We start from the raw sequence: 24,480 nt of genomic DNA on the forward strand, positions 1-24,480 counted from the left end.
ACCCTTTAGACGTAAGAAAAAGAAGAAAAAAGCGGCCTAACGGCTGATCTAAAACAATCTCTTTTCAGCTTAAATTCTTTCTGCTGAGTGCAGAGATAGAGACACCTGGAATATTTTTTTGTTAAAAGTCCAATGTCCATATACAGCTCTACTTGATTGCGGTAAATTGCGACTGGCACTAGCGGTCTCTTTTTTTGGAGAGGTACAACCCTAGTGTCTTTCTTTATGAATCGCTTTAGTCAATGGTCAATGCTAGAGACTCCTCTATGGGGAGCTTTGATATGACCGGACTACCTATTTGTCATTACCCCTGATTAGCTGCCTATGTAATTGTCACCCTATAGTGCGTCGTGAAGCTGAGGTCAGAAAAGGGGGACACACGAGTAAAACAGACAAGGGGGCAGAACGTCGGGGGATCATCATGACGGTATTGGCAACCCTGAACACTCGCTTTGAGTCCTTTACATTAGAGACCCTGTTAGCAGAAATCACCCGATGGATTGATACCGGAGTATCCCTGTTTCAGGCCGAATTGGCGGATATCAACCAGGCAAATGCTCCGCCTACTGCCTAATCTCTCAAGACCCTCCATAACCTGCTGGCTTCTCAAGAGAGAGCCTGTTTTTCATGGAAATAGACACTTACCTTCGTTGTTAGTATTTGGACGCATTATACTGATGGTCACAACACACAGCAGTTTGCTTAAATTTTAGCGAACCAGCTTTCATCAACTTCTACTGCTTCAATGGTTATTATTTTTACACCTAGCTCTAATTCTTTCAGTTTTTGTACAAGTTGTTCTCCATCAATCAAATCTATTGGAGGAGCTCCATCCCTTGTCGCTTCTTTGATAGCGGCTCTAGTGAAGGTACCAGTTGTAATAAACAAGCCCTTGTCTGTTCGCCCCTGCATGGCCCCACGAAAATCTCTTATGTGGCTGGCAGATACCGATCCTTGATATCGTTTGCATTGAAACAGAACATGAAAACTCAAAAAACCATTAATGCGAACAATTCCGACACCATCAATTCCTCCGTCACCAGATTTACCTGTCACTTGCACCTGAACAAAACCAGATTCCCTCAATAAACGTTGTGCTAATCGTTCAAAAGCTGAGGGATCAAGGGCTAACAGTACTTTATGTAATTGTTGATGCCAAGTTTCTTTCTCTAGTGCATCATCTGAATTTACGAGTATATGTTCTTGCTCATTTGTAGCCTTACGCTCCTTAACTATACTCCTAACAGTTTTAACAATTTCTCTAGCATCAAGACTGTCAAGTGAGATGGCGGTTGAAACAAGTGACCAAACTCCACGCGCCGAATTTTGAAGTAGTCCATATTTCTTTAAATATGTCCGACTCCAAGCCAATCTATACTCAACTTCAGTTTGTGAAGTATTGCCATGTAAAACTTCTAAGACCTCATCAGATAAATTGAGAAGCGAAGCTACTTGATTGTAAATTTCTTCAATTGTACCAGATCCTCCTAAATGTTGTAATGCTTCAACTGTAGGTAACAACATGGAGTCAAATGTGGGAACATTAGGCGGTGCTTGGCTCATATGATGTGGATCGTTTCAATGCAAGATTCCGTGGAATCAAGTTTGTGAGTCTATCTATTATTGGCTATTGGCCGGTTAGCTAAATAATAAACTACTTCAATATTCCCGATTTCTTTCCAATTATTTCCTAAAAAAACTTCACCGGTCTGCCCTATTCTGCTGCTAATTACACATCTTTGTCAGCGAAAGAATCAAACAATGCGGCGACGAGACCTATTAAGGCATTTTACAGTAATCATCAGGGCAATATTCCTGACATCATTCACCTGCACCTGCAGTTTTCATTCCGTCGGTTGACTATTGATGGAAATTTGCAGCCTTTTGGCGTGAGAAAAGCCCCCACGAAACTGAAAGACTGGTTTTCCGGATTACTGCATCAGCGCTTAGATCGGTACTGAACGAATGAATAGTTCGCTAGAATAGCTCAATGTGGTACTAGCACCTGAATGAGCACATTACTTGCAATCGAGCAGACCATTTCAAGTTTTCAAGCCCTGCATGACCGTTTGGGCTTAAACCGTGCCACAGATGCATCATTTTTCTCAGAATGGCTAACTCCGCCTCTTGAACTAACCGAAGACGATCGGGCTTTTTTAGATCACCTACAGCAGCGTTACCTCAATTACTACAATGCAGACCTACTAACCGAAGGCACCGTACTCCTCTCTATTGTTGCCCCTCTGTTAGAGCGACTGGGATGCCACGAGCCGCCCTTTTTTGTACAGTCTGAAGTGCCGGTCAGGTTAGAAGTTACCGAACGAGACGAAATTTATCGGGGGCGCATGGATGTGTTGGTCCTGCGCAACTGTATCTGGATACTTACCCTAGAAGCAAAACGGGCTAAGTTTGCCGCCGATATTGCCCTGCCCCAATGTTTAGCCTACATGAGTGCTGCCCCCCAACAGCCTACCTTTGGTATGGTGACCAACGGGAGTGATTTCATCTTCTGTAAGTTAGACGGTAGCATGTACGATTTCTCGGACATCTTTTCCTTACTGTCTCGAAAAAATAAACTCTTTGATGTTGCCAAGATCCTTTCCCACTTGAAAAATATTCAATCTGAGCAGCAAGATTCTAAAGCGGGCCCAAGGTAAAGCCTGTCGCTTTGGGTGTTCTTCGCAAACTTCGAGATGTTTCTTGCTTATCTTCCCGATTTCTTCCCGAATTTTTCCTGAAAAACTTCACCCGGCTGCCCTATTCTGCTGCCAATTGCACATCTCTGTCAGCGAAGGAATCAGACAATGCGGCGACGAGACCTACTAAAACGCGGTACAGCATTTACCGGAGGCGTATCCCTAGCAGCCCTGATCAACGCCTGTACCTCACCAAAACCCACTGCCGAATCAACTGACGAGGCAAAACCCGCTGCTGACGCTGGTAAAGGCTCTGAACCCGCTGTACTCACAGTCGTTCAGGGCGGCGGCTTCCCCAACGGCCTAGACCTCCACCAGGTCGGTACCAACCGCCCCGCCTACGGTATTTCCTGGTGCCTCTACGATCGCCTCGTCACCTTTGGCACCAAAACCCTGGACGACGGCTCCCTCTCCTATGACTACACCGTCATCGAACCAGAACTGGCCGAATCCTGGACCGTCGCAGACGATGAGCTGTCCGTCACCTTTAACCTGCGCAAAGACGCCACCTTCCACGACGGTACCCCCATCACCGCCAAGGACGTGAAATGGTCCTACGACCGGGCCGTGTCCGTCGGTGGCTTCCCCTCATTCCAGATGAAAGCAGGAGCCCTGGAAAGCTCTGACCAGTTTGTCGTCGTGGATGACCACACCTTCCAGGTCATCTTCCTCAGAAAAGACAAGCTCACACTGATAGACATGGCAGTCCCCATCCCTGCCATCATGAACTCCACCCTGATCGAACCAAACATCACTGAGGAGGATCCCTGGGGCCTGGAATGGACCAACGCCAACCCAGCCGGTGGCGGTGCCTACAAACTTGACACCTTTAAACCTGAAGAAAGGGTGACATTAGTGCGGAATGATGACTGGAAATCTGGTCCTGCCCCTGCTATTGAAAAAATTATTTGGCTAAATGTGCCCGAAGCGGGTAACCGTCGTGCTCTGCTTGAGAAGGGCGATGTGGACATCAACTATGAGGTATCTGAAAAAGACATCAGCGAGCTAAAGGCCACTGGCAAGTACACCGTTGTCTCTACACCGATTGAAAACTGTCTCTATACCATCGACCTTAATGCCCAGCCTGAGCTAGCTGGCGCACCTAACCCCTTTAGCGATGTCAAAGTCCGGCAGGCGGTGGCCTATGCCATGCCCTACGATGCCATTGTGGACACGGCCCTCTACGGCGAGTGCGTCAAAATGTATGGGGGCAAAGACTTTGAGCCCAAGACCCTCGACTGGCCACAACCCTATCCCTACAGTACTGATATGGCAAAGGCCAAATCGCTGATAGCTGAGTCGGGCTACCCGGATGGATTTGACACCACCCTAGCCTTTAACTTGGGTACTCAAGAATGGGCAGAGCCTTTCTGTGTGCTGGTGAAAGAGTCCCTGGCCGAGATTGGTATTAATGCCACATTAGAGAAAGTTCCTGGTTCTAACTTCCGGGCGGTTCTGGTGGAAAAGAGTCGGCCCATGATCGTCAACAACTTTGGCGGCTGGCTCAACTATCCTGACTATTTCTTCTTCTATTCTTATCATGGGCAGAATGCCACCTTTAATGGCAGTTCCTACCAGAATCCTGAGCTAGACAAGCTGGTGGATGCAGCTCTGGCCAGTGGCCCAGGAGATCCAGCCTATGAGAAGAATGTCAAAGGATTTCTGAAAATAGCGTTTGAAGAGATGCCCCGGATTGTGGTGGCACAGCCGTATTTGTCGGCGGCGATGCAAACAGGGGTGAGTGGATATCAGTATTGGTTCCACAGGCAGTTGGATTATCGGCAGTTGAAAAAGGCTTAGGCTTCTCCTGTCGATGAAAAGATGCCAAAGGCGGGGGGCAACTATTATCAAGAATTACCGACCGCTATGTCCTCTCCTTTAGAAGCTACGGTGTATATGGAAGTCTTGGAAACTAGCTTTCGCGGTTGCCTAACCCCCTCTAACTCCCCCTTCGTAAGGGGGAGAACCGGATCTTCCCCCCTGACGCTACGCTTTAGCGCATGCCCGAAGGGCTTTAGGGGGGATTGAGGGGAGGTGATGCAGGATTTTGAGCCCTCTTCCAAGATGTGTGTACACTGTAGCCCCTTCTAAAGGGGAACCAGTTTTCGCCAGGCTTCTGAGAGCAATTGATTATCTTTTTGGGAGTCTTAAGGCAAATTATTCCCGTAAGTCTATTATGTCTCGTCCCTCCACACTCTCCGTTGTCATTCGTCGTATCATCGCCGCAATCCCTAGCATTCTCGGTGTCATTATCGTCACGTTTATCTTGACCCGAGCCCTCCCCGGCGATCCTGCTGCCTATTTTGCTGGACCTGCTGCTACCCAGGAAGCCATTGATCAAATCCGCGAAACCCTGGGACTTAATCGTAGTCTACCGGAGCAATTTATCATTTATGTAGGAGAACTCCTGCGAGGGGACTTGGGGAATTCCTTAACCACCGGACAAACAGTTTTATCCGATTTACTAACACGACTACCCGCATCCCTAGAACTTACTCTGGCGGGACTTCTCTTTTCTCTAACCTTAGCCTTACCCCTTGGAATTCTAGCTGCAACTCGCCCTGGTTCCTGGCTTGACCATGGGGTTAGAGTCCTGGCCACAGCAGGCGTATCTTTGCCCACCTTTTTTACGGGACTGCTGCTAATTTATGTATTTTATTTTCGCCTGGGCATCGCGCCAGCTCCCCTAGGACGATTAGCGATTCTCTACTCGTCCCCTGACCAGATAACAGGTCTGTTTTTGGTGGATAGTTTACTCGCTGGAGACTTTGAGACATTTCAAGCGGCGTTTGGCCAGTTGATACTGCCTGCAGTCACGTTAGGACTATTTGCCCTGGCTCCGTTGACACGGGTAACGAGAGCATCAATGCTGAGTGTTTTGTCCAGTGATTTTATTCGAACAGCAAGGGCCAGCGGATTAGCCCCTTCCATGATTCTGTTTGGCTATGCCTTTCGCAATGCCCTGTTGCCGGTGGTAACCACCTTAGGTGTAGTGTTCTCCTTCTTGCTTGGAGCCAATGTGTTAGTGGAGAAAGTCTTTGCCTGGCCAGGGATTGGCTCCTATGCGGTATCGGCCTTGATTGCGTCGGACTATGCGGCAGTGCAGGGATTTGTGTTGACCATGGCCCTACTCTATGTGGTGCTCAATTTATTGATTGATTTGTTGTATACCGTGATTGATCCGCGTGCGGGAGTAGAGTCATGACGTTATCTCAATCTGTCACCCAAAAGTCTTCACTAGCTCAGGCTCGTTATATCATCAGCGAGAACAGTATCACGTTTGGTGCGTTTTTGTTGTTCTTTGTATTTATACTGCTTGCATTATTTGGCAATGCCATTGCTCCCTATGATCCCATTGCCAGCAATGCGGCTGTGGCCCTATCGCCACCGTCTGTTGACCACTGGTTTGGTACCGATGACCTGGGTCGCGATGTCCTCAGCCGGGTGCTCGTCGCAACTCGCCTAGACCTGGGCATTGCGGTGGTGGCTGTGGCCCTGTCTTTTGCTTTGGGCAGTATTTTAGGAACTTGTTCAGGGTATTTCGGTGGGTGGTGCGATCGCATCATCAGCCGTATCATCGATACCCTCATGGCCTTTCCCTTATTCATTCTCGCCATGGGTCTAGTAGCTGCCCTGGGCAATACGGTAGAGAACATCATCTACGCCACCGCCGTCATCAATCTCCCCTTATATACCCGTGTCGTACGAGCCGAAATTTTAGTCCGTCGAGATGCGGGCTATGTAGAAGCAGCCAGACTAGCAGGCAATGGCCATTTGCGAATTATGGCAGCCCATCTATTTCCCAATGTGTTGCCGGTAATGATGGTGCATATTTCATTAAATATGGGCTGGGCAATTTTAAATGCGGCAGGACTGTCGTTTATTGGTTTAGGAGTAAGACCGCCGACACCGGAGTGGGGGATTATGGTAGCAGAAGGAGCGACGTATATTATCTCGGGCGAATGGTGGCTAGCAATTTTTCCAGGGGCCGTGCTGATGTTAGCAGTATTTTGTTTTAATTTGCTAGGCGATGGATTGCGAGATTTGATTGACCCAAGAATGAGGACTTAGAGTTATATGGATAAATATCAGAATCTTCCAGAGGCTTGGCGACACCTGGTTCCCCTTTAGAAGGGGAACCGTCAGGGAGGGGTCTGGACAACTTGCGCTAATGATCGAGACCCCTCCGCCTACGGCACCTCCCCTTCTAAAGGGGAGGATCATGTTACAACAGCTTTACTCATGTGAACTGATCTATGATCTCCCCACTCACCACCACCAAACCAGTCCAAACCTCCCTGCTCTCCGTACGAGACCTGTCAGTCGAATTCCGCACCCGCACTGGCATCGTCAAAGCCCTAGAAAACATCAGCTTCCACATCAGTAAAGGCGAAACCCTAGGCATCGTCGGCGAAAGCGGCTCCGGCAAATCCGTCCTTGCCCTCGCCATCCTAGGCATCCTCGACCGCGCAGGCCACATTACCAACGGAGAAGTGCTCTGGAGCCAGAATACAGAAACCCATAATCTCCTGAAAATGCCTGAAAAGAAACTGCGACAGTTGCGGGGCAAAGAGCTGTCTATGATTTTTCAAAATCCTCGGGTGGCATTAAACCCTATTCGCAAAGTGGGTAAACAGCTGGTGGATGTGCTGCGCTGCCACTCAAACCTATCCCGAAATCAGCTAAAAAAAAGGGCTCTAGAATTACTGGCCAGTGTAAAAATTCCTGACCCGCAACAGCGCTATGATGCTTATCCCTATGAACTGTCTGGTGGTTTGTGTCAGCGGATTATGATCGCATTGGCATTGGCTTGTTCTCCTAAATTGCTGATTGCAGATGAACCAACGACAGGGCTGGATGTGACCACCCAGGCAACGGTGATGAATCTGTTGAAGGACCTGGCCACGGATCAACAGATGGCAACGGTGGTGATTACCCATGACTTGGCATTGGCCTCGGAATATTGCGATCGCATCATCGTCATGCACGCTGGCCACATTGTCGAAAGTGCACCCACCCATCCTCTCTTTAGTCAGCCACGTCATCCTTATACAGCTAAGCTAATTGCAGCTACACCGGAACCTCATAAAGAGTTTAATGATTTGATTCCGATTTTGGGGAGTTTGCCGGATTTACGGCGAGAGGATTTGGCACCCTGTCGGTTTATTAGTCGGTGTGATCGGGCGAGTGAGAGATGCCAGCAGGAGGCGCTAATGTATCAACAAGTGGATGAGGCGCATTGGGTGGGGTGTTGGTATCCGTTGGAGGTTTAGTGGGGTGTTGGCAAATGGTGATAAAAACTGCTCAGGGCTTTCCTCCCCGAACCCCTCCTGTTCGTGGGGGCCTCAACTCCCCCACACCCCCCGAAAGTAGGTTATTGTTTATGGCTAATACTTTGGTAGGGGTGGAGTTACGGCGACGTTAGGGTAAAAGTTATCCCCATGTTATGTAATTGCTTCTTATAAATATTTTTTCTCCGTTCTTTTTTCTTTTTCTCCTTTTCATTTCCCTATGTTGCAAGTCACTAATCTTACAAAATTTTTTCCAGTTGCTGCTAAGACACCTCGTTGGATGCCTGGTGGCAAGCAGACGCAGTATCTCCACGCGGTGGATGGTCTGGATTTGACGATTCAGCCGGGGGAGAGTGTGGGGTTGGTGGGCGAGTCTGGTTGTGGTAAGTCGACGTTGATTCGATTAATCTCTCGACTGTTGGAGCCGACAGCGGGGGCGATTTTGTTTGATGGTGTGGATATTGGTCAGATCCCTGTAGGAGATTTTTCCCATAGTGCTCAACGGGCAAAACTGCAGATGGTATTTCAGGATCCGAGTGATAGTTTGAATCCTCGGTTTACGGCGTTTGATACGATTACGGAGCCGATTCGGCGGCTGGGTTCGAAACAGGATCAGCGGCGTCTACAACAGCGGGCTACGGAGCTGGCTCAGCAGGTGGGATTGCCGCCAGAATTATTGAGCCGTTTTCCCCATCAGCTGTCGGGGGGACAAAAGGCACGGGTGGGGATTGCTCGGGCGATTGCATTGAATCCGACAATGCTGATTTTAGATGAGCCCACATCAGCATTGGATGTATCGGTGCAAGCCGTAATCTTGCATCTATTGGCAGATCTGCGAAAGCAGATGAATATAAGCTATTTGTTTATTTCCCATGATTTGAATGTAGTGCGTTTGTTATGCGATCGCATCCTGGTGATGTACCTGGGCAAGCTAGTGGAAACTGGCCCTACGGATGATATTTTCAATCATCCCAGACATCCTTATACCCAGGCCCTAATTTCTGCCATCCCTGCGTTTGAGGCTAATCCCCATCGGATTCCCCTCACAGGCGAACCGCGCAGTCCCATTAATCCATCACCGAATATCTGTCGTCTGTATGGTCGCTGTCCCAAGGGAGACGATGGCTGTCAGCAAGCTGCCCCTAACCTGCAACCCATTAACGATTATCATCAGGTGGCTTGTCATTATCCTGCGTATCCTCAATGACGCCACTCCGTTCTACCAAACTGTGGGGAATTGGTTTAGTTCTCCTCAGTGCCCTGGGTCTGTCGATTCAAAACGTAGTCTTACGATTGTTTTTTACTGAGAGTCAGTTGTTTGGTCAGATTCCCTTTGGTGGATTTGTGACTCCTCGCCTGAGTAATGTAGTACTGTTACTGGCCATACGGATGTCGGTCATGACGTTATTGTTGGCGGGGCTGACTCCCTGGTTATATCCGAAGACGTTTAGGGTATTAAGTGCGTTGCCAAAGACGCCTAAGTTGTTAGGCTCTGTGGTGGCCAGCGGTGTTTGTTTGTTTTTTGGGTTGGTTTTGTTATACACAGCCCTGAGTCAGGTGGCGACTGGAGTTGCGATCGCAACGTTCTTTATCTATCCAGCCATTACAGTGCTGTTGGCCTGGTTATTTTTCCGACAGGCCCCGCCAAACTATCAGCTTTGGCTGATGGGAGTCATTTTTATAGGTGTTGTGCTCACCTCTCTGAACCCATCTGCTACACCTGCAGGCAATCCGTTGCTAGGAGGTATCTGTGCCCTGGGGGCTGGGCTGGGGTTGGGGCTATATGGCATCGTTGCTGAACTGTCGCTTAAGGGGCAACCGCCCCATTCCGGTTTGCATCCTGTGCCTTTTTCGCTATGTATATTCACATTGGTAGCAATCTTAGCTAGTCTGATGCTCCTGTTTCTTCAGGAAACAACCATTGCACCTATGGTTTGGCCTCCAGTCCTGGGGATGACTTTGTTTTCGGCTATTCTTACGTTGATGGCCTATGTTTTGAATAATTCTGGCATTGGCCTGATTGGGGCATCATTAACGGCGTTGCTTAGTGCTAGCGCGCCGGTATTAACTGCATTATTTGCCTGGTGGATATTGCAAGAAGAATTACAGCAACAACAAATTATTGGAATTGGGCTGGTGACCGTAGGCGTGGCAATGTTAAGCCTGAAATCTCGAAAGAGTGACTGAAACAAGGCCTCCTCTTTTTGATGTACAGACGTTGCATGCAACGTCTCTTCAGCATTAATTTTGGGATCTGATAAAACCCTTATCCCTTAGCTTCTAGCAACCGCTGCTCATTCAACCATTCTGAGTCGTAGATTTCTAACAGTTGTGTCAAAATCTCAAAAAATTGCTCTTCTGTCCCATCAATCGAGCGTCTAACCCACCAGCCTCCTGATGTAATGGCTACGTACCAGTAATGGGAATTTTCCTCCCCTTCAAAGGTATTTTCATGTTTAGTCGCTAAATAATCCGCCAGCCATCTACAGTCTTCGCCTAAATCAAAGCCAACATCTGACGCTGGGACATGTCTATTTTGAATGCGGGTTAAATAGTTGTTCTTGATTTCGTTAACTGTCAACGTTTCTTGCGCAAATCTTAAACTCAACCGATCGCCTGCATCTGCCTCCAGGATTTCTTGGTAATAGTCTCGAACAATTTCGTAGTCTTGCTTCACCGCCTCAAATTCTTCAGGAGTTCTGAACAAAGTCTGGTGAGCTTGATAGAAAACTCTTGCGATTAGCCGAATCTTAGAATCATAAACTGATTGGAATCGGTACTTTAATACCCTGTCATTAGGTGCAACCAGCACTTTTTCTTGGATCCAGGTCAAAAAGTCTGGATTGTAATATCCAAACGCGTATTCACCCCGTAAACTCAACTCGGCATCAGTATGGGGTCCCTGTCTAAAAATAGGTAGGCCAGACTTTACAGTTAATTTTTGATAATCAACGAACGGTTTGATATGACAGTAAAGTGCCCGCAACCCATACTCGAGATTAGTGTCACAGTCCACATAGCCATATTCTATGCCGTCATCGCCCGTGTAGCTTGTATACCCTATTTTGGGTCGATTAAGGTTGATCCAGATAGAACGAATCAGCTCGTCTTGGGTATGTGGTTTCGCAGCAATAGTACGCTCTACCTGCTTGACCGGCCCTGACTCTGCCCCGACTACTCTGACCGAAGCTAGCATTAACCCGACGGCAACACTACTTAGGACAATAATATCTCTCTTTTGCTTGCGAAGCTGCTTACGCTGCATCCTAATTCAACCTCTGGGCTTTTCCTAGATTTTCTTATCGTTTCGATTACTTCCGGATGCCCACCTTTTAAGGTATTACAACCAGGACTCATCGAAATACAATCTAAGTTAATAATTCTTGCTAAAGATAAATGACCATCATTTTACAACCTATCCATGCAGAGACGACAGTTTATTTATGCGGCGGGGAGTAGCCTGGTAGCCCTGCAATCCCATCGATTGCTTTATCCAGCCCATGCTTCTACCGATCAGTCTTTTCAGTGCCGGGCTTACCTACCCAATGGTGAGCCCTTGCCAGAGGCATCCTTGGCAAAACTTTACTTTCTGAGTCTACAGGATGAGCCGCTGCCCAACCCTGAACGGACTGTTGAAAATGGCTTACTGGTGTCTCAATCTCCCCTGCAGTGGCCCGTTGTCATTGCCCTACAGCTGCCGGTGGCAGGCTTTGGTGATGTGACTGTCTATGCTGACAATAAGGGACAAGGGTTTATGCCAGGGGACTTTCCGCTGGTGTTGAATCGGGCATTTGCTTGCGATCGCATTGCCCGTGTTACCCAGACCTTATCCCACTGGCAAGCCCAGGGCTATCACTTTTCTGCAACGATTCACCAAACCCTGGAAACAGCCCAAGACCTTTTCCAAACAGCCGAGCACCACGACACCCTCTCGGGTCAAATCCGAGGCTGGAATGATGCCCTTAGCCAAGCTCTTTGGGCTGGGGAAAACCTGGCCCTTAGTCGGGCTAGGCAGCGGATTGCTAGGGGCGAACCCCGACTAGATTTCAAATTTGGCTGCAATGCGTTTGCCCATCCCTCAGCAGGACCAAAATACGACCGCTATTTTACAGATTTGTTCAACTACGCCACTGTCCCCTTCTACTGGAGAAGTTTTGAGCCAGAACAGGGAAATCCCCGGTTTGATCGAGTGGATCAGCAGGTAGCCTGGTTAGAGAATGCAGGGATTACGCCCAAGGGACATCCCCTGGTGTGGTTCCACGAAATTGGGGTGCCTAACTGGATACGAGAGCAGCCCTACAATCAAGTCAAGGAGTCTTTGCGCCAGCGGATTCTGGAGATTATTCACCACTACGGCGATCGTATCCCCTACTACGATGTGATCAACGAAGCCCACGGGGTGCCCTGGGGCAATGAACTAAACTACGATAACGAACAGTTTCTCGACCTGACTCGCATGGCCTGCGATGTTGTTAGGGAAGGTAATCCAAAAGCGCAGCGTGTTGTTAATAGTTGTTGCCTGTGGGCACGACAGGTTGCCTTACTTGGGCCATCGGTGCAGAGTCCTTTTCAGTATGTCAAAGCCTGTCTAAAGGCCAATATTCCCTTTGAAGTTATTGGTCTTCAGCTTTACTATACCCATCAGGATATGTTTGAAATTGATCGCATGCTGGATCGTTTTACCACCTTTGGTAAGCCTATTCACATTACGGAAATGTCAACGTCATCCAGCACTGGTATGGATGAAAATTCTCAACTGGGTGCGGCCCGTGGGTTATGGCATGCTCCTTGGTCTGAGACAGTTCAGGCTGACTGGGTCGAGCAGATTTACACGCTGGCTTATAGTAAACCGGAAGTTGAAGCTGTTACTTGGTGGGATCTATCAGATAAGAATACGTTCTGGCCCTTTGGGGGATTGTTGAATGAGGCGAATCAGCCGAAGAGGGCCTATTACAGGCTTCAGGGTTTGAAAAAGTTGTGGGGACTAGCTGAGCTGCAGGCACTCTAACAGTATTACTGAATGCCAGGGCACCATTGCTATACAAAATTCAGGGCTTTGGTCAGCTATTCTATAGAGCATAAAAAACTTGAAGAGAGCTTAACCTCTAAAAGGTTAGGCCCTAAATCAGCAATAGCTATGAATCATGCCATTCTTAACCACATTAATTAGTAGAAAGCAAAATCAGGGCAGTTCGGAAGAGGGGATGACGTGATAAAGCCGATGATTGAATACATTTTATGCAAGGCCTCATCCACACAAGGAGAATAATCTGATGGGATGGTTTCACTCTAGTAATTGCCTACCAGTAAGGGGCTTACTAATCAGCAGTAGCCTTGTTGGTTTAACCAGTGGGTTAGCCAGTGGAGCTCTAGCAACAGAAAAGATCCTGATCGCACAGATTATCCCAGATAGCACATTGGGAAATGAGAGTTCTGTTTTAATACCTGGTATCGATGTGAGGGGAACCCCCGCTGACCTGCTTGAAGGTGGAGCCACTCGAAATAGTAATCTGTTTCATAGTTTTTCTGACTTTAATGTAGATGAGGGGCAACGAGTCTACTTTGCCAATCCAGTTGGGATTCTCGACATCTATAGCCGGATTACAGGCAGTACGCCCTCGTCCATACTCGGCACTTTGGGTGTAGATGGCGGTGCCAGCTTATTTCTCATCAACCCCAATGGCATTATCTTTGGACTGGAAAGTCAGCTAGATGTGACCGGTTCATTCACTGCTTCTACAGCAGAAAGTCTAATCTTCAGTGATGGCTCGTCATTTAGCTCAGTCAACCCCGATGCCGCCCCTCTATTGCTTATTAATTTAACCCCTGGGTTGCAATATGGTAACAACGCCTCAGCAGCCATTAACAACCAGGGGAACTTAGCCGTTGGCCAAAATTTAACCCTGGGAGCACCCCTGTTATCGCTCTCAGGTTCATTGACAGCCGGGCAAGACATTATCTTGCAAGGGGCAAGTCGTCAGCTGAGTAATGCGGACTATACCGTGGGAGGCTATCTGTTTACCCAAGCATTGGATGGCACCGGAGTGGAGATAGTTATTCCCCATTCCCAGGTGATCATAGCCGATGGTGATGTGCAGTTGGCAGCTAATTATAATGGGCCATCGCTGCATATTTTGGCGGGGGGACAGGTCACCCAGGCTCCTGGTGTGGAAACTATCACGGTAACCGGCGAGACCGGGGGCGATGTGAGCGGTACCCTGTCTGATGGGGATGGGGGCCGCCAGTTTGTAACAATCTCGGCAACCGAGCAACCTACGGTCGACATTCGCAGCGGTGTAGATTGGTTTACCCTAATTGGGGGACTCCCTGGAAATATAAACGCCAGTAATTTAGCGGTTATTTTTAGTGAAGCCACAGCTCCGAGCATTGCACTAGATGTAGTGACTAATCCTGGTGGCGCTATTGTTTTACAATCACCTGAGGATATTGCCGTCAGATTGCTAGATACTTCAGTGACGGTAATTTCGGTAAATGAAGATGCGGTAGGCAAAGATGGCGGCCCAATTACCCTGCAAGCAGGGCGTGATATATCGCTAACGCCGGTAGACGAGTCTTTTAACAATAATTTAGAATTCTTGTCGCGGATAGAGTCTGAAGGTGGAGACGAGTCTATTGACAATAATTTAGAATCCTTGTCGCGGACAGAGTCCGAAGGTGGCAATGTAGTTGGCGGCAATGGGGGGGCTATCACTCTGACTGCTGGCCGAGATATCCTTAACGCCTCCTCTGAAACGTCCTCTGTCTCTTTTTCGGTCTCCTCTTCAACGATATCAGGGGATGTAAAAGGAGGGAATGGCGGGACCATTTCTCTTTCTGCTGGTCGAAACATCTCCAATTCTAACTCTTTCTCTCTCTCTGACTCTGATTCTGACTCTGTCAATGCGTCGACGACATCAGGGAATGTAGAAGGAGGGAATGGCGGAACTATCACCCTCTCTGCTGGCCGAGACATCTCAAACTCGAACTCCGACTCAAGTTCAAACTCAAACTCGGACTCGAACTCGAATTCTTACTATATCTATGATAATTTTTTCACTATATCGGGGGATGTAGTGGGAGGAAATGGCGGGACGATAACCCTTTCCGCTGGTCGAAACATTTCCGACTCTGACTCTGAGTCTCTCTCTGTTTCGGACTCTAACTCTGACTATTCCTCTAGCTTTCTTTTCTTTCTTCCCTCTTCTTCTTCTTCGACCATATCGGGGAATGTAGTGGGAGGAAATGGCGGAACTATTGCTCTTTCTGCTGGCCAAAACATCTCTGGCACTTCCTCTGAAGCCGACTCAAGATCTTTCTCCTTTTCTGACTCTGGCGCTGAGTCCCTATCTTCTTCGACCATATCGGGGGATGTAGTAGGAGGAAATGGCGGGACCATTTCCTTATCCGCTGGCCAAAACATCTCCGCTTTCTCTGAGTCTGAATCCTACTCTTTTTCTTATACTAACTTCAACATTAGCCTTAACTCTCGCTTTACGTCTTTCTCAACTGTAACAGGGGATGTGACTGGAGGAGATGGTGGAGCGATTTCCTTATCTGCCGGTCAAGATATTTCTGGCAGTTCTGACTCTAACTCTTTCGCTTATTCCTTCAGTTATTCATTCTCGGCCCCTACTGCCTCTCCGACGATCTCGGGAAATGTGACTGGAGGGAATGGTGGAGCGATTTCTTTATCTGCTGACCGAGACATCTCTCGTTCCTTTTCTGACTCTCAATCTTTTTCTCGTTCTTTTTCCGATTCTATCTCCTCTCCAACTATATCAGGAGAGGTAAACGGAGGAAATGGTGGCATTACTTTTCTCAGAGCTAATCGTGACATTACAATTAATCGGTTAAGCTCTTTTTCACTTGCAGAATCCGACTCAGATAATCCTGAGCTAGTCAGTACGGGGGGTGGGGGTAAGGTAACGCTGATAGCTGAGTCAGGAGGGATTTTGGGTGAAGTGTCCGATAACATCTTTACCCCTGACCAGGAAACTCAAGCTAACATCTTTACGTTTTCAGTCGTTGAGAATGGAATGGCTAATACTGGAGGCTCAGTTTCGCTACAGGCCAATAGCATTATTCGTGACCTAAACATATTGACAACATCTTCCTCAGCTCAGTCAGGGGATATTACTCTAACTGGGTCAGGAAATCTGTTGATCGAAGGCGTTGATATTGCTACCAGTCAAACCGTCGAAATTGACAATCCTAGCATTCGTTCTAATCCTGACGAAAAAATAATAATTCCTGTTGGGGGTATCGGCCAGCCAGGAGATATTTCTATTGAAAGTAATCAAGCAGACAATCAGGATCTTATTTTTACTGACAGCCGGATTCTGAGTACAACCAACAGTCTTAACCAAGCAGGCATCATTAATATCACGAGTTCTGGTCAGCTTACCTTCACCAACGAGAGCGAGATTCGTAGCGAATCCCAAAGTAAGGCTGCCGCTGGTAGTATCCGCCTGAGAGCACCTACAATACTTATTGACCAGGAATCAGCGCTATCCACCTCAACCACAGCTAGTGGAGTCGCAGGCAACATTAACATCGACACTGATACGTTAACCCTGGTCAACGGTGGAGAAATTCTATCCGGCACCTCAGGACCTGGTGCAGGAGGCAACGTCATCATTCAGGCTACCGAAGCAGTCAACTTGGGGGAAGGTGTCCAAAACTTTGAACCCATTATTTCAGTGGAAACCAGTGGGGCTGGTACCCCCGGCAATATTGTCATCAATACTCCTCAATTCACCCTATCCGAAACTGCCCAATTGACCGCCACAGCCACTGACACCGCCACTAATTCTGAGGGGGGCGGCAGCATTACCCTTAGTGCTAACACCATGGATCTAGCAGGCATTGTCGGCATCTTTGCTGAAACCCAAAGCCAAACACCCGGTGGTACCCTCACCCTTGAACCCTACCGGCCCAATCCAGATCAATCCGTAACCGATCCTAACCTGACTGTCATCTTTGAACCAGGTGCTAAAATCTCAGCCTCTACCAGTAGCGACGGGCCAGGGGGGAACATTGAAATCGAAGCACCTGAATCAATCACCCTGATGGGGCCTGGTGAGCTAACCGTTGAAACAACAGGGGCAGGCCCTGCAGGGACAATCTCGTTCAATACCCAAAACCTGATTATCCAAAATGGCCTCACAGTATCTGCCGCTACTGAGGGTGGCCCAGGCGGCAACATCACGATTAATGGAACAGATACCGTTCTGATTGATAACAGCACCATCACCAGCGAAGTATTAGAAAGCGGAGAAAACAAGGGTGGCACAATAGAGGTTGTTACAGCTAATCTAGACCTCACCAATGGCACCGAAATCAGAACAGCCACCGCTGGGAGTGGCAATGCCGGAGACATTTTTCTAGTTGTTGAGGATACCTTCAAAGCTCAAGACAGCAGTCTACTGACCAATGCTGAAACAACGGCCGGTGGAGCCATTACAGTGAATGCATCCAATGTTCGACTATTTGGCGATAGCAATATTTTTTCCTTTGTCGAAAGCGGTGTAGACGGTGGTGGAACCATCACCTTCAATGGTGATACCGTAATCGCTTTAGATGACAGCGATATTCTGGCCTTTGCCGCCGATGGCCAGGGGGGAAATATTACGTTTAACACGGTCTTCTTTGGTGAAAATTATCAACCCGCCCCCCTTGGCACTGATCCACGCACCTTAGATGGCAATGACCGCGTTGATGTCAATGCCAGTGGCACTATCAGTGGAGAAATCTCTATTCCCGATGTCTCCTTTATCGAAAATAGCCTGTCTGAACTTGATGACATCTTGGTAGATCCCAATACGCTCACCGCTGGCAGCTGCATTGCCCGTACCACCGAAAACGAAGATTCATTCATCATCACGGGAACAGACGGGCTGTCCCAGCGACCTGACGACACAGCCATCAATCAGTTCTCCTCTGGCCAAGTCCAAACAATATCATCTAACGAGGAGAGCCCCCTTCTCTGGCACCCTGAAATGCCGATCATTGAACCTACCGATATTTATCAACTCTACAACGGACGCATCGTCATGAGTCGAGAATGTTCATCGGGGTAAAAATTAGGAAAATTTACTTTTGTAAGCAATTTTTAGCTATGAATCATCAACCTTTTGATTGCTAGCTCGGTTATCTTCTATATTTCTACCGAATCGTGGTTAGGTTACCGCTCAAAGACTCTAACTCGAAAAATTCATAAATTGGCCTTGAGGTTCGTCTTAAGTATGAAGAGCAAAATTGGACGACAGCAAAGTGGGTCAGTTGACATCAGTTGAGTGCTCAGGAACATAACTAGTTTCTTTATCAGAGCACCCTTAAACATCCCTGAGTTTCCACCCTTGGCTGTCGTCTGATGAGCGCATCCGTAACATGCCTAACTCTAGAGCAGTGGACCTATCTCTAATTTGGAAGGAGTAAACCGATGTGCGAATCCTCACCCTAGGACAGGTGCGGCTACCTAAAACAGCCGCACCTGCTTTTTTAGCAGCTAACAAAGATGATGCAGTCCGATAATGGGGCTACCGTGTACATGCATCTCGGTCAGTATTAGACCACTATCGGTCCATGTTAGAAAAGCATTGAAATCAGCTTTTCAGTTTAAGCTGACTTGCTGTGTCTTTTGTCTGCGCTAAAAAAGCATCAAGCAGTGGGCTGCCCAATTGCATAAATGATTGCACAATTTCTTCTCCCGCTGTTTCGGGTGTCCCCGCATTAAAAGGAGGTTCAGGTACGTATTCCATCATTAGTTGAGCCATCTTCGCAACCTCATCGTTTATTTCGGGGTACAGCGTTGGGGTATTTCGCTTCTAGACACAGAGAACCGTCTGGTTAGTAATGATAATGACCGGTCACTATCCAAACTATGATGTAAAGGTTATTTGCAAGGGATAATGGACAAAGTTAGCTGGCTCCACAACAGCCATGCTACTAGTTTCAAAACTTCACCATGAGCAGTCCAAAGCAGTCCAAACAGGAAATGTATCTGAAGATAAGACATTCTACAGCAGCTGACCGACTTACCATTAGTGGTATTCATGCCAATGCTTTTGGCGAGGAGCAAGGCCAAGAAATTGTAGAACTTGTTAATGATTTGTTCGTCGATAAGACAGCAAAACCTTTGCTATCACTAGTAGCAGAGACAAACGCAAGATTGTTAGGCCATATCCTCTTCACAGCAGCACAACTCCAACCCAAGCACCAAGAAACTTCAGTGCGGATTCTTGCTCCACTAGCAGTCCTGAGCGACGTTCAAGGCGAAGGTGTGGGAGGTGCCTTGATTAAAGAAGGTTTGAAACAGTTGACCGCTTCAAGGGTAGATCTAGTTTTTGTGCTTGGTTATCCTGGCTACTATTCAAAATTTGGATTTCAAACTGCAGGTATACTTGGCTTTGAAGCCCCCTATGCCATTCCTACGGAGCATGAAGACGCGTGGATGGTACAAGAATTGAAACCTGGAGTCATCGGTAATATTGTCGGTCGGGTTCAGTGCTCAGAGACTTTAAACCAGCCCCACCATTGGCAGGAGTAGGGCCTGCTAAGCATCGCACTATATCAGGATATTGACCCATAGCTAATTGTCCAACAAAAGTTATCCATAAAACGCCCGTCTCTACCGGATGAACGGTACGGTGCGGGAATAATGTGAGTACCCTCCTGATATCAGGCCCGTCTATGGTTGCCAGCCCATGAAGAATTTGCCAGAAAATACGAGTCGTCGATTGACGGTTTTATATATTTCTTCATTGAGTGCGATCGCAACCCTAGCCATCATGGGTCAGTTCCGTGTGCAACGGCTACTCAACGAACAAAAGCTAGACATTCAAGTCATTACGGCAGCCCAACGGCAGCAATTGGTCAGCCAACAGTTGGTAAAATCCACCCTGACCATCAGACTACCTATGGCGGATGACGCTAAGCAGGAGCATGCTGAACACTTACAAGAGGTGATTCAAAGCGCAGAATCCTGGCGACAAAAATTGATTGCCTTGCAAACAGCAACCCATCTGTCACAGCAACAGCAACAGCAAGTGCAAACCATGACCACCGACCTTGCTCACCAATATGAGATGTTGGTTGAAACGGCAACAGCAGCACTAGCAGACATATCCACCGGGAACACAAGGATTCAATCACCCAGACAAAATTTACAAGACGTAACCCAACTGCTTAGAACAGAAAAAGCCTTTATCAACGACATGGATCGATTGATCCTGGCCTACAATCAACAGGTTGACCTTGAAGCCAATCGGCTGAAACGCCTTGAGCATGGCCTTTTCTTAGTGACAATCACCGTTCTGATTTTAGAAGGCTGTTTAGTCTTTCGCCCAGCGACTCGCAAGATCCGCCACACATTGAACAGCTTAAAGCAAGCCTTGCAAGAGACCCAAGAGACAGCTGCCCAATTAGCCATAGAACAACAAAAATCAGAGAAACTGTTGCTCAATATCTTGCCTCAGCCCATTGCTCAACGCCTGAAGCAAGAGCCCCAGGCCATTGCCGATGGATTTTCTAGCGTTACTGTTTTATTCGCTGACATTGTTGGCTTTACCCAGCTGTCCACCCAGATTTCTCCAGAAAAGTTAGTTGCTCTGTTAAATAGCATTTTCTCCGCCTTTGACCAACTGGTAGAAAAGCATGGGTTAGAGAAAATCAAAACCATCGGTGATGCCTATATGGCTGTTGGTGGCTTACCATTACCCTGTGCTGACCATGCCCAGGCTGTGGTTAAGTTTGCCCTCGATATGCAAACTGTGATCGACAAGTTTAATTGGGAAACAGGCCACAATTTAAGTATTCGCATTGGCATTAATTCGGGACCGGTGGTGGCTGGAGTGATTGGTATCAAAAAGTATATTTATGACCTTTGGGGCGATACGGTGAATACCGCCAGCCGCATGGAATCCCATGGCACACCGGGAACGATTCAAATTACGGAAAGTACGTTTCAGCTGATCCAGAATCAGTTTCGAATTGAGCCCATTGGCCAGATTACAGTTAAGGGTAAGGGGAATATGATGACCTATCGAGTCATTAGCTCGTTAGCCGTCTAGGGCCTTTGCTACCATCCTTTTAATACTCCCCGGTAGTAAATTAGCTTCACTTAAGGCGTAAGGGCAGCAAAATCGACTATAATATGACGCTGCTTTGCTCACGGTTATCGGTCTAAATTTAGTCATATGAATAGTTTTGACCGCTCTAAACATGTCTACGTTTCTCCGGATTTTGATGAAATAATAAAAGACACAATACGTTTTTTTAACGGTACGCCTGTACATTCAATTCCTGTACCTGAACGTTTTCACGGCACAGGTGTTTATGCTTTGTATTGCATTGCTAAGTCTGGAATTTATTCAAGATTTAATTCAGTTAACAGGACTGCATTTCGTATTCCTATTTATGTTGGAAAAGCAGTCCCAAAAGGCTGGCGGCAAGCCAGAGAGTCATTATCTTCAGATACAAAAAGCTACGAGCTAAATAATCGAATAAGGGAGCATAGTCGCAGTATAGAGATCGGAGAAGGGATAAACAGCTCCGATTTCTTCTGTAGATTCATGATTCTTGAGGGTAAAGAAAGCGACTTAATTGGGACTGTTGAAGCAGCACTCATCAGAAAATATCAACCACTTTGGAATACTTTAATTGACGGTTTTGGCAACCATGATCCTGGAAAAGGGCGATATGAGCAAGCCAAATCTGACTGGGATGTTTGCCACCCAGGTCGTCTTTGGGCAGAAAAATGTCAGGGAGTTCACGCTAGCAAAGCAGAGCTCTTGCAAAGCATTGAAGATTTTATGAATGAATTGAATGAAGAAGATGCCTAAATTATCCTGTTTAGAGTTGTTTACAGGAGCAGGAGGTCTGGCAAAAGGTCTAGAGATGGCTGGAGTTCAGCACAAGGCCTTTGTTGAATGGAACAAGGATGCTTGCCTCACTTTGGCTAATAACTACAGTGCTCAGCTTGTTCATAATGTAGATATTCGTACATTTAAATTTTCACAATTTGGTCATGTTGACATAGTTTCAGGCGGACCTCCATGTCAACCATTTTCGATGGGAGGAAAACATAAAGGGAATATGGATCAACGAGATATGTTTCCTTATGCTTGTAAAGCGATAAGTATTTGTACACCTAAAGCCTTTGTGCTTGAGAACGTCAAAGGATTGCTACGTAAATCTTTCAGTAGCTATTTTGAATACATCCTCTTAAGATTGAGATATCCTGACCTTTCTCTCAGAGCTTCAGAGCATTGGGAAGATCATCTTGCAAGACTTGAGAAGATTCACACTTCAGGGAAGTATGATGGCATCAAATACAATGTTATCTTTCGGCTAGTGGACGCTGCAAATTATGGAATTCCTCAGCGTCGAGAAAGGGTTTTTATTATTGGGATTAGAGAGGATTTGAATATCGAGTGGTCTTTCCCTAAAGAATCTCATTCTTTAGATTCTCTATTGTGGTCACAATTTGTTACTGGTGATTACTGGACGAGAAATGAAGTAAAACCATCAGAAGTTGAACATCTAGACCAGAGAACAAGACAACGGGTTAAGCAGCTTATGCAACAGCCTAGTTTATTTCCTCCTTCTCTAGAACCCTGGAAGACAGTTCGAGACCAAATTGGAAAACTTCCAGATCCTGATACCAAAGGTAGTTTTGACAATGAACATGTCTTGAGAGAAGGTGCTCGGTCTTATCCCGGACATACTGGTAGCTATATTGATATGCCATCTAAAGCTCTTAAGGCAGGGGATCATGGAGTTCCTGGTGGAGAAAATATGATTAGATATCAAGATGGTCGAATACGTTATTACACTACGTTTGAAGCCAAACGAATCCAGACCTTTCCGGACAATTATAGGATTTCTGGCTCATGGACAGAAGCAATGAGGCAGATCGGTAATGCTGTGCCTGTAGAGTTGGGTTATCAAATAGCTAGCTCCTTAACCCAAATAATACATCCTCGATCGGATGAGCCAGCTAACCCTGCGTTGGTGCAGACGAGTTAAGAGGGATCGATGAAACTTAGCATTCGCTTGCCGCCGCACAACTCCAACGTTCAGCACTATGCACCAAAGCAGCCCTCCTGAAGTCGCTTTAAACAATTCCTAGGAAACTTTCTGATCCGTGATAGCGTTCTCAACTGGACAACCTTGAACTCGACACACAGACTCATTGCATAGGCGACAAATTCGTCTAGCCCCTTCTTGACCATCAGTCAAACCGCCAAGGATTGTCTCAAGCACTGGTATCAAGGCTTGTTGCTACTCGGTCGGAAGAGAGTTGAGCATCTGCGACGTGATCTGCTCACGGGCATGCAAGACGTTGTCGGCACGCTTTTGGCCTTTTGCAGTGACGCGTAGCACGACCGCTCGAGCATCGTCCTCGCTACGGTGTCGCTCAACTAATTCTTCTTTTTCCAGGGTGTTGATTAGTCGAACTGCCCCAGAATGACTGATCCCCAATACTTTACTCAATACATCAATGCTGTCATTTGGGTGGTTACAGATGGCTACCAAGGCAGCTTCATGGTTCAGGTTGCGTCCCCCCAATTCGGCGATTTCATCCTCGATCCGGGTCGAAACTGTAGTGGCGAAGGCCCCTAGAAGATTGGCTAAGTAGTCGTTATTGCTCATAGCTAAATTTTATATGACTGAATCATAAAAATCCATAGACAAATACTTTAGCTCCGACCAATACATGAGTGATTCATATAAATTACTTTGTAAACAGCCCCCATAAACCATGGAGCCAAGGACCAAAATGAGCACTGATACTGAAACCCTGCGTTATAAGAAACAGTTCAAAACCATTCTCGGTAAGCGGATGGCTTATGTTGACGAGGGCATGGGCAATCCCATTGTCTTCTTGCACGGCAACCCCACATCCATTTACCTATGGCGCAATGTCATGCCGCATCTGGAAGGGCGTGGTCGGGTAGTCCTATTTAGGAAAGGATGACCAAAAGCCTTGCCACAAAATCCTTTCAAGGATATCTACTCAGAACAAGAGCTTGAAGTATCTGGGCGATTTATAGGCATTTTCCGCTATTCAGCCAAAACATGAACGAAAGAATGAGCCTTTCAGCCTCTATTTTGTGCAAATACTTAGCTCTTCCCATGAAGTGATAAATCCTTGAAATCAATACTACAAAAGGATTCTCGCTATCCTTACCTTCAGGGCACTACCCACATATGGACTGGGGAGAATTTAGTATCCCACACGCTGTTTGTTGGCGAGTTTGATAGTCCCTTTCGATTTTCTGATGGCAAAAAAGTTATTGCAACATCGTACTGATGAACTTAAAGGGTGACAAGGAACTTCAAATTACTGAGTACCAGTAGAGGAGTAACACATTTTTGTTGTTGATGAGTAAAAATAATCGCTAAAAAAACTTTAAATCAATCTTTTTTAGAGTTATTTAAAGAGTTCTTGTAAAGTTCTGTTTGTTGCCCGGATTAACTCAAGAGCTAAT

General features: G+C 47.0%; 17 protein-coding genes and 2 pseudogenes. 15 read left to right on the forward strand and 4 right to left on the reverse strand.

The window, feature by feature from the left end; all coding sequences use genetic code 11:
• Nucleotides 1–343: 343 nt before the first annotated feature.
• A complete protein-coding gene (locus tag IXB50_RS03840) occupies nt 344–574 on the forward strand; it encodes a hypothetical protein (RefSeq protein WP_215607623.1) in 231 nt (76 codons plus the stop codon).
• Nucleotides 575–702: 128 nt separating this feature from the next.
• Here the strand turns inward: IXB50_RS03840 and IXB50_RS03845 are convergent, their stop codons facing one another.
• Nucleotides 703–1,563 carry a restriction endonuclease gene (locus IXB50_RS03845; RefSeq protein ID WP_246564073.1) on the reverse strand — a complete coding sequence of 287 codons (861 nt, stop codon included), beginning with the start codon at nt 1,561–1,563 and terminating at the stop codon, nt 703–705.
• Between the two features lie 446 nt (nt 1,564–2,009).
• On the opposite strand from IXB50_RS03845, the gene IXB50_RS03850 reads away from it, so the two are divergent.
• From IXB50_RS03850 to IXB50_RS03880, 7 genes are all read left to right on the forward strand, one after another.
• On the forward strand, nt 2,010–2,657 hold the full coding sequence (locus tag IXB50_RS03850; RefSeq protein WP_215607624.1) for a type I restriction endonuclease: 648 nt from the start codon (nt 2,010–2,012) through the stop codon (nt 2,655–2,657).
• Nucleotides 2,658–2,804: 147 nt separating this feature from the next.
• Nucleotides 2,805–4,496, forward strand: coding sequence for an ABC transporter substrate-binding protein (locus IXB50_RS03855; protein ID WP_215607625.1), 1,692 nt, complete (start codon nt 2,805–2,807; stop codon nt 4,494–4,496).
• Nucleotides 4,497–4,872: 376 nt separating this feature from the next.
• On the forward strand, nt 4,873–5,901 hold the full coding sequence (locus tag IXB50_RS03860; protein ID WP_215607626.1) for an ABC transporter permease: 1,029 nt from the start codon (nt 4,873–4,875) through the stop codon (nt 5,899–5,901).
• On the forward strand, nt 5,898–6,767 hold the full coding sequence (locus IXB50_RS03865) for an ABC transporter permease (protein ID WP_215607627.1): 870 nt from the start codon (nt 5,898–5,900) through the stop codon (nt 6,765–6,767). Before IXB50_RS03860 ends, IXB50_RS03865 begins: the two co-directional genes overlap by 4 nt.
• Before the next feature lie 185 nt (nt 6,768–6,952).
• Complete coding sequence (locus IXB50_RS03870) at nt 6,953–7,969, forward strand: ABC transporter ATP-binding protein (protein WP_215607628.1); 1,017 nt, start codon at nt 6,953–6,955, stop codon at nt 7,967–7,969.
• A 238-nt stretch (nt 7,970–8,207) separates the two neighbouring features.
• Nucleotides 8,208–9,194, forward strand: coding sequence for an ABC transporter ATP-binding protein (locus IXB50_RS03875; protein WP_215607629.1), 987 nt, complete (start codon nt 8,208–8,210; stop codon nt 9,192–9,194).
• The gene (locus IXB50_RS03880; protein WP_215607630.1) at nt 9,191–10,174 is read left to right on the forward strand and encodes a DMT family transporter; all 984 of its coding nucleotides are present in this window, start codon (nt 9,191–9,193) and stop codon (nt 10,172–10,174) included. The genes IXB50_RS03875 and IXB50_RS03880 overlap by 4 nt, the downstream gene beginning before the upstream one ends.
• A gap of 79 nt (nt 10,175–10,253) precedes the next feature.
• Here the strand turns inward: IXB50_RS03880 and IXB50_RS03885 are convergent, their stop codons facing one another.
• Nucleotides 10,254–11,252, reverse strand: coding sequence for a hypothetical protein (locus IXB50_RS03885; protein ID WP_215607631.1), 999 nt, complete (start codon nt 11,250–11,252; stop codon nt 10,254–10,256).
• A gap of 156 nt (nt 11,253–11,408) precedes the next feature.
• Here IXB50_RS03885 and IXB50_RS03890 point away from each other — a divergent pair, with 156 nt between their 5' ends.
• Both IXB50_RS03890 and IXB50_RS03895 read left to right on the forward strand, forming a co-directional pair.
• Nucleotides 11,409–12,995, forward strand: a complete 1,587-nt coding sequence (locus IXB50_RS03890) for an endo-1,4-beta-xylanase (protein WP_215607632.1) — start codon at nt 11,409–11,411, stop codon at nt 12,993–12,995.
• A 265-nt stretch (nt 12,996–13,260) separates the two neighbouring features.
• Entirely contained in the window at nt 13,261–18,066 is a 4,806-nt protein-coding gene (locus IXB50_RS03895; protein ID WP_215607633.1) for a two-partner secretion domain-containing protein, read from the forward strand.
• A 525-nt stretch (nt 18,067–18,591) separates the two neighbouring features.
• Here the strand turns inward: IXB50_RS03895 and IXB50_RS03900 are convergent.
• Nucleotides 18,592–18,762 carry a hypothetical protein gene (locus IXB50_RS03900; RefSeq protein WP_215607634.1) on the reverse strand — a complete coding sequence of 57 codons (171 nt, stop codon included), beginning with the start codon at nt 18,760–18,762 and terminating at the stop codon, nt 18,592–18,594.
• Nucleotides 18,763–18,953: 191 nt separating this feature from the next.
• Here IXB50_RS03900 and IXB50_RS03905 point away from each other — a divergent pair, with 191 nt between their 5' ends.
• The 4 genes and pseudogenes from IXB50_RS03905 to IXB50_RS03920 all read left to right on the forward strand — a co-directional run bounded on the left by IXB50_RS03905 (nt 18,954) and on the right by IXB50_RS03920 (nt 23,014).
• Entirely contained in the window at nt 18,954–19,535 is a 582-nt protein-coding gene (locus IXB50_RS03905) for a GNAT family N-acetyltransferase (RefSeq protein WP_246564074.1), read from the forward strand.
• Between the two features lie 838 nt (nt 19,536–20,373).
• A pseudogene (locus IXB50_RS22745) lies at nt 20,374–21,057 on the forward strand (adenylate/guanylate cyclase domain-containing protein); the annotation flags it as partial.
• A 126-nt stretch (nt 21,058–21,183) separates the two neighbouring features.
• Nucleotides 21,184–21,828, forward strand: coding sequence for an Eco29kI family restriction endonuclease (locus tag IXB50_RS03915; protein ID WP_215607636.1), 645 nt, complete (start codon nt 21,184–21,186; stop codon nt 21,826–21,828).
• Complete coding sequence (locus IXB50_RS03920; protein ID WP_215607637.1) at nt 21,821–23,014, forward strand: DNA cytosine methyltransferase; 1,194 nt, start codon at nt 21,821–21,823, stop codon at nt 23,012–23,014. Before IXB50_RS03915 ends, IXB50_RS03920 begins: the two co-directional genes overlap by 8 nt.
• A gap of 255 nt (nt 23,015–23,269) precedes the next feature.
• Here IXB50_RS03920 and IXB50_RS03925 read toward each other — a convergent pair whose 3' ends face one another.
• A complete protein-coding gene (locus tag IXB50_RS03925; RefSeq protein ID WP_215607638.1) occupies nt 23,270–23,641 on the reverse strand; it encodes a MarR family winged helix-turn-helix transcriptional regulator in 372 nt (123 codons plus the stop codon).
• Nucleotides 23,642–23,768: 127 nt separating this feature from the next.
• On the opposite strand from IXB50_RS03925, the pseudogene IXB50_RS03930 reads away from it, so the two are divergent.
• Nucleotides 23,769–23,948: pseudogene (locus tag IXB50_RS03930) on the forward strand (haloalkane dehalogenase); the annotation flags it as partial.
• Nucleotides 23,949–24,480 lie beyond the last annotated feature (532 nt).

Origin of the sequence: Leptothoe spongobia TAU-MAC 1115 (genome assembly GCF_018739885.1) — a bacterium.
GTDB lineage: Bacteria > Cyanobacteriota > Cyanobacteriia > Phormidesmidales > Phormidesmidaceae > Leptothoe > Leptothoe spongobia.

Excerpts from the sequence above, each read along its gene's own strand:
- IXB50_RS03845 (WP_246564073.1), bottom strand. The coding sequence starts at position 1,563 with ATGAGCCAAGCACCGCCTAATGTTCCCACATTTGACTCCATGTTGTTA.
- IXB50_RS03850 (WP_215607624.1), top strand. The coding sequence starts at position 2,010 with ATGAGCACATTACTTGCAATCGAGCAGACCATTTCAAGTTTTCAAGCC.
- IXB50_RS03855 (WP_215607625.1), top strand. The coding sequence starts at position 2,805 with ATGCGGCGACGAGACCTACTAAAACGCGGTACAGCATTTACCGGAGGC.
- IXB50_RS03860 (WP_215607626.1), top strand. The coding sequence starts at position 4,873 with ATGTCTCGTCCCTCCACACTCTCCGTTGTCATTCGTCGTATCATCGCC.
- IXB50_RS03865 (WP_215607627.1), top strand. The coding sequence starts at position 5,898 with ATGACGTTATCTCAATCTGTCACCCAAAAGTCTTCACTAGCTCAGGCT.
- IXB50_RS03870 (WP_215607628.1), top strand. The coding sequence starts at position 6,953 with ATGATCTCCCCACTCACCACCACCAAACCAGTCCAAACCTCCCTGCTC.
- IXB50_RS03875 (WP_215607629.1), top strand. The coding sequence starts at position 8,208 with ATGTTGCAAGTCACTAATCTTACAAAATTTTTTCCAGTTGCTGCTAAG.
- IXB50_RS03880 (WP_215607630.1), top strand. The coding sequence starts at position 9,191 with ATGACGCCACTCCGTTCTACCAAACTGTGGGGAATTGGTTTAGTTCTC.
- IXB50_RS03885 (WP_215607631.1), bottom strand. The coding sequence starts at position 11,252 with ATGCAGCGTAAGCAGCTTCGCAAGCAAAAGAGAGATATTATTGTCCTA.
- IXB50_RS03890 (WP_215607632.1), top strand. The coding sequence starts at position 11,409 with ATGCAGAGACGACAGTTTATTTATGCGGCGGGGAGTAGCCTGGTAGCC.
- IXB50_RS03895 (WP_215607633.1), top strand. The coding sequence starts at position 13,261 with ATGGGATGGTTTCACTCTAGTAATTGCCTACCAGTAAGGGGCTTACTA.
- IXB50_RS03900 (WP_215607634.1), bottom strand. The coding sequence starts at position 18,762 with ATGGCTCAACTAATGATGGAATACGTACCTGAACCTCCTTTTAATGCG.
- IXB50_RS03905 (WP_246564074.1), top strand. The coding sequence starts at position 18,954 with ATGAGCAGTCCAAAGCAGTCCAAACAGGAAATGTATCTGAAGATAAGA.
- IXB50_RS03915 (WP_215607636.1), top strand. The coding sequence starts at position 21,184 with ATGAATAGTTTTGACCGCTCTAAACATGTCTACGTTTCTCCGGATTTT.
- IXB50_RS03920 (WP_215607637.1), top strand. The coding sequence starts at position 21,821 with ATGCCTAAATTATCCTGTTTAGAGTTGTTTACAGGAGCAGGAGGTCTG.
- IXB50_RS03925 (WP_215607638.1), bottom strand. The coding sequence starts at position 23,641 with ATGAGCAATAACGACTACTTAGCCAATCTTCTAGGGGCCTTCGCCACT.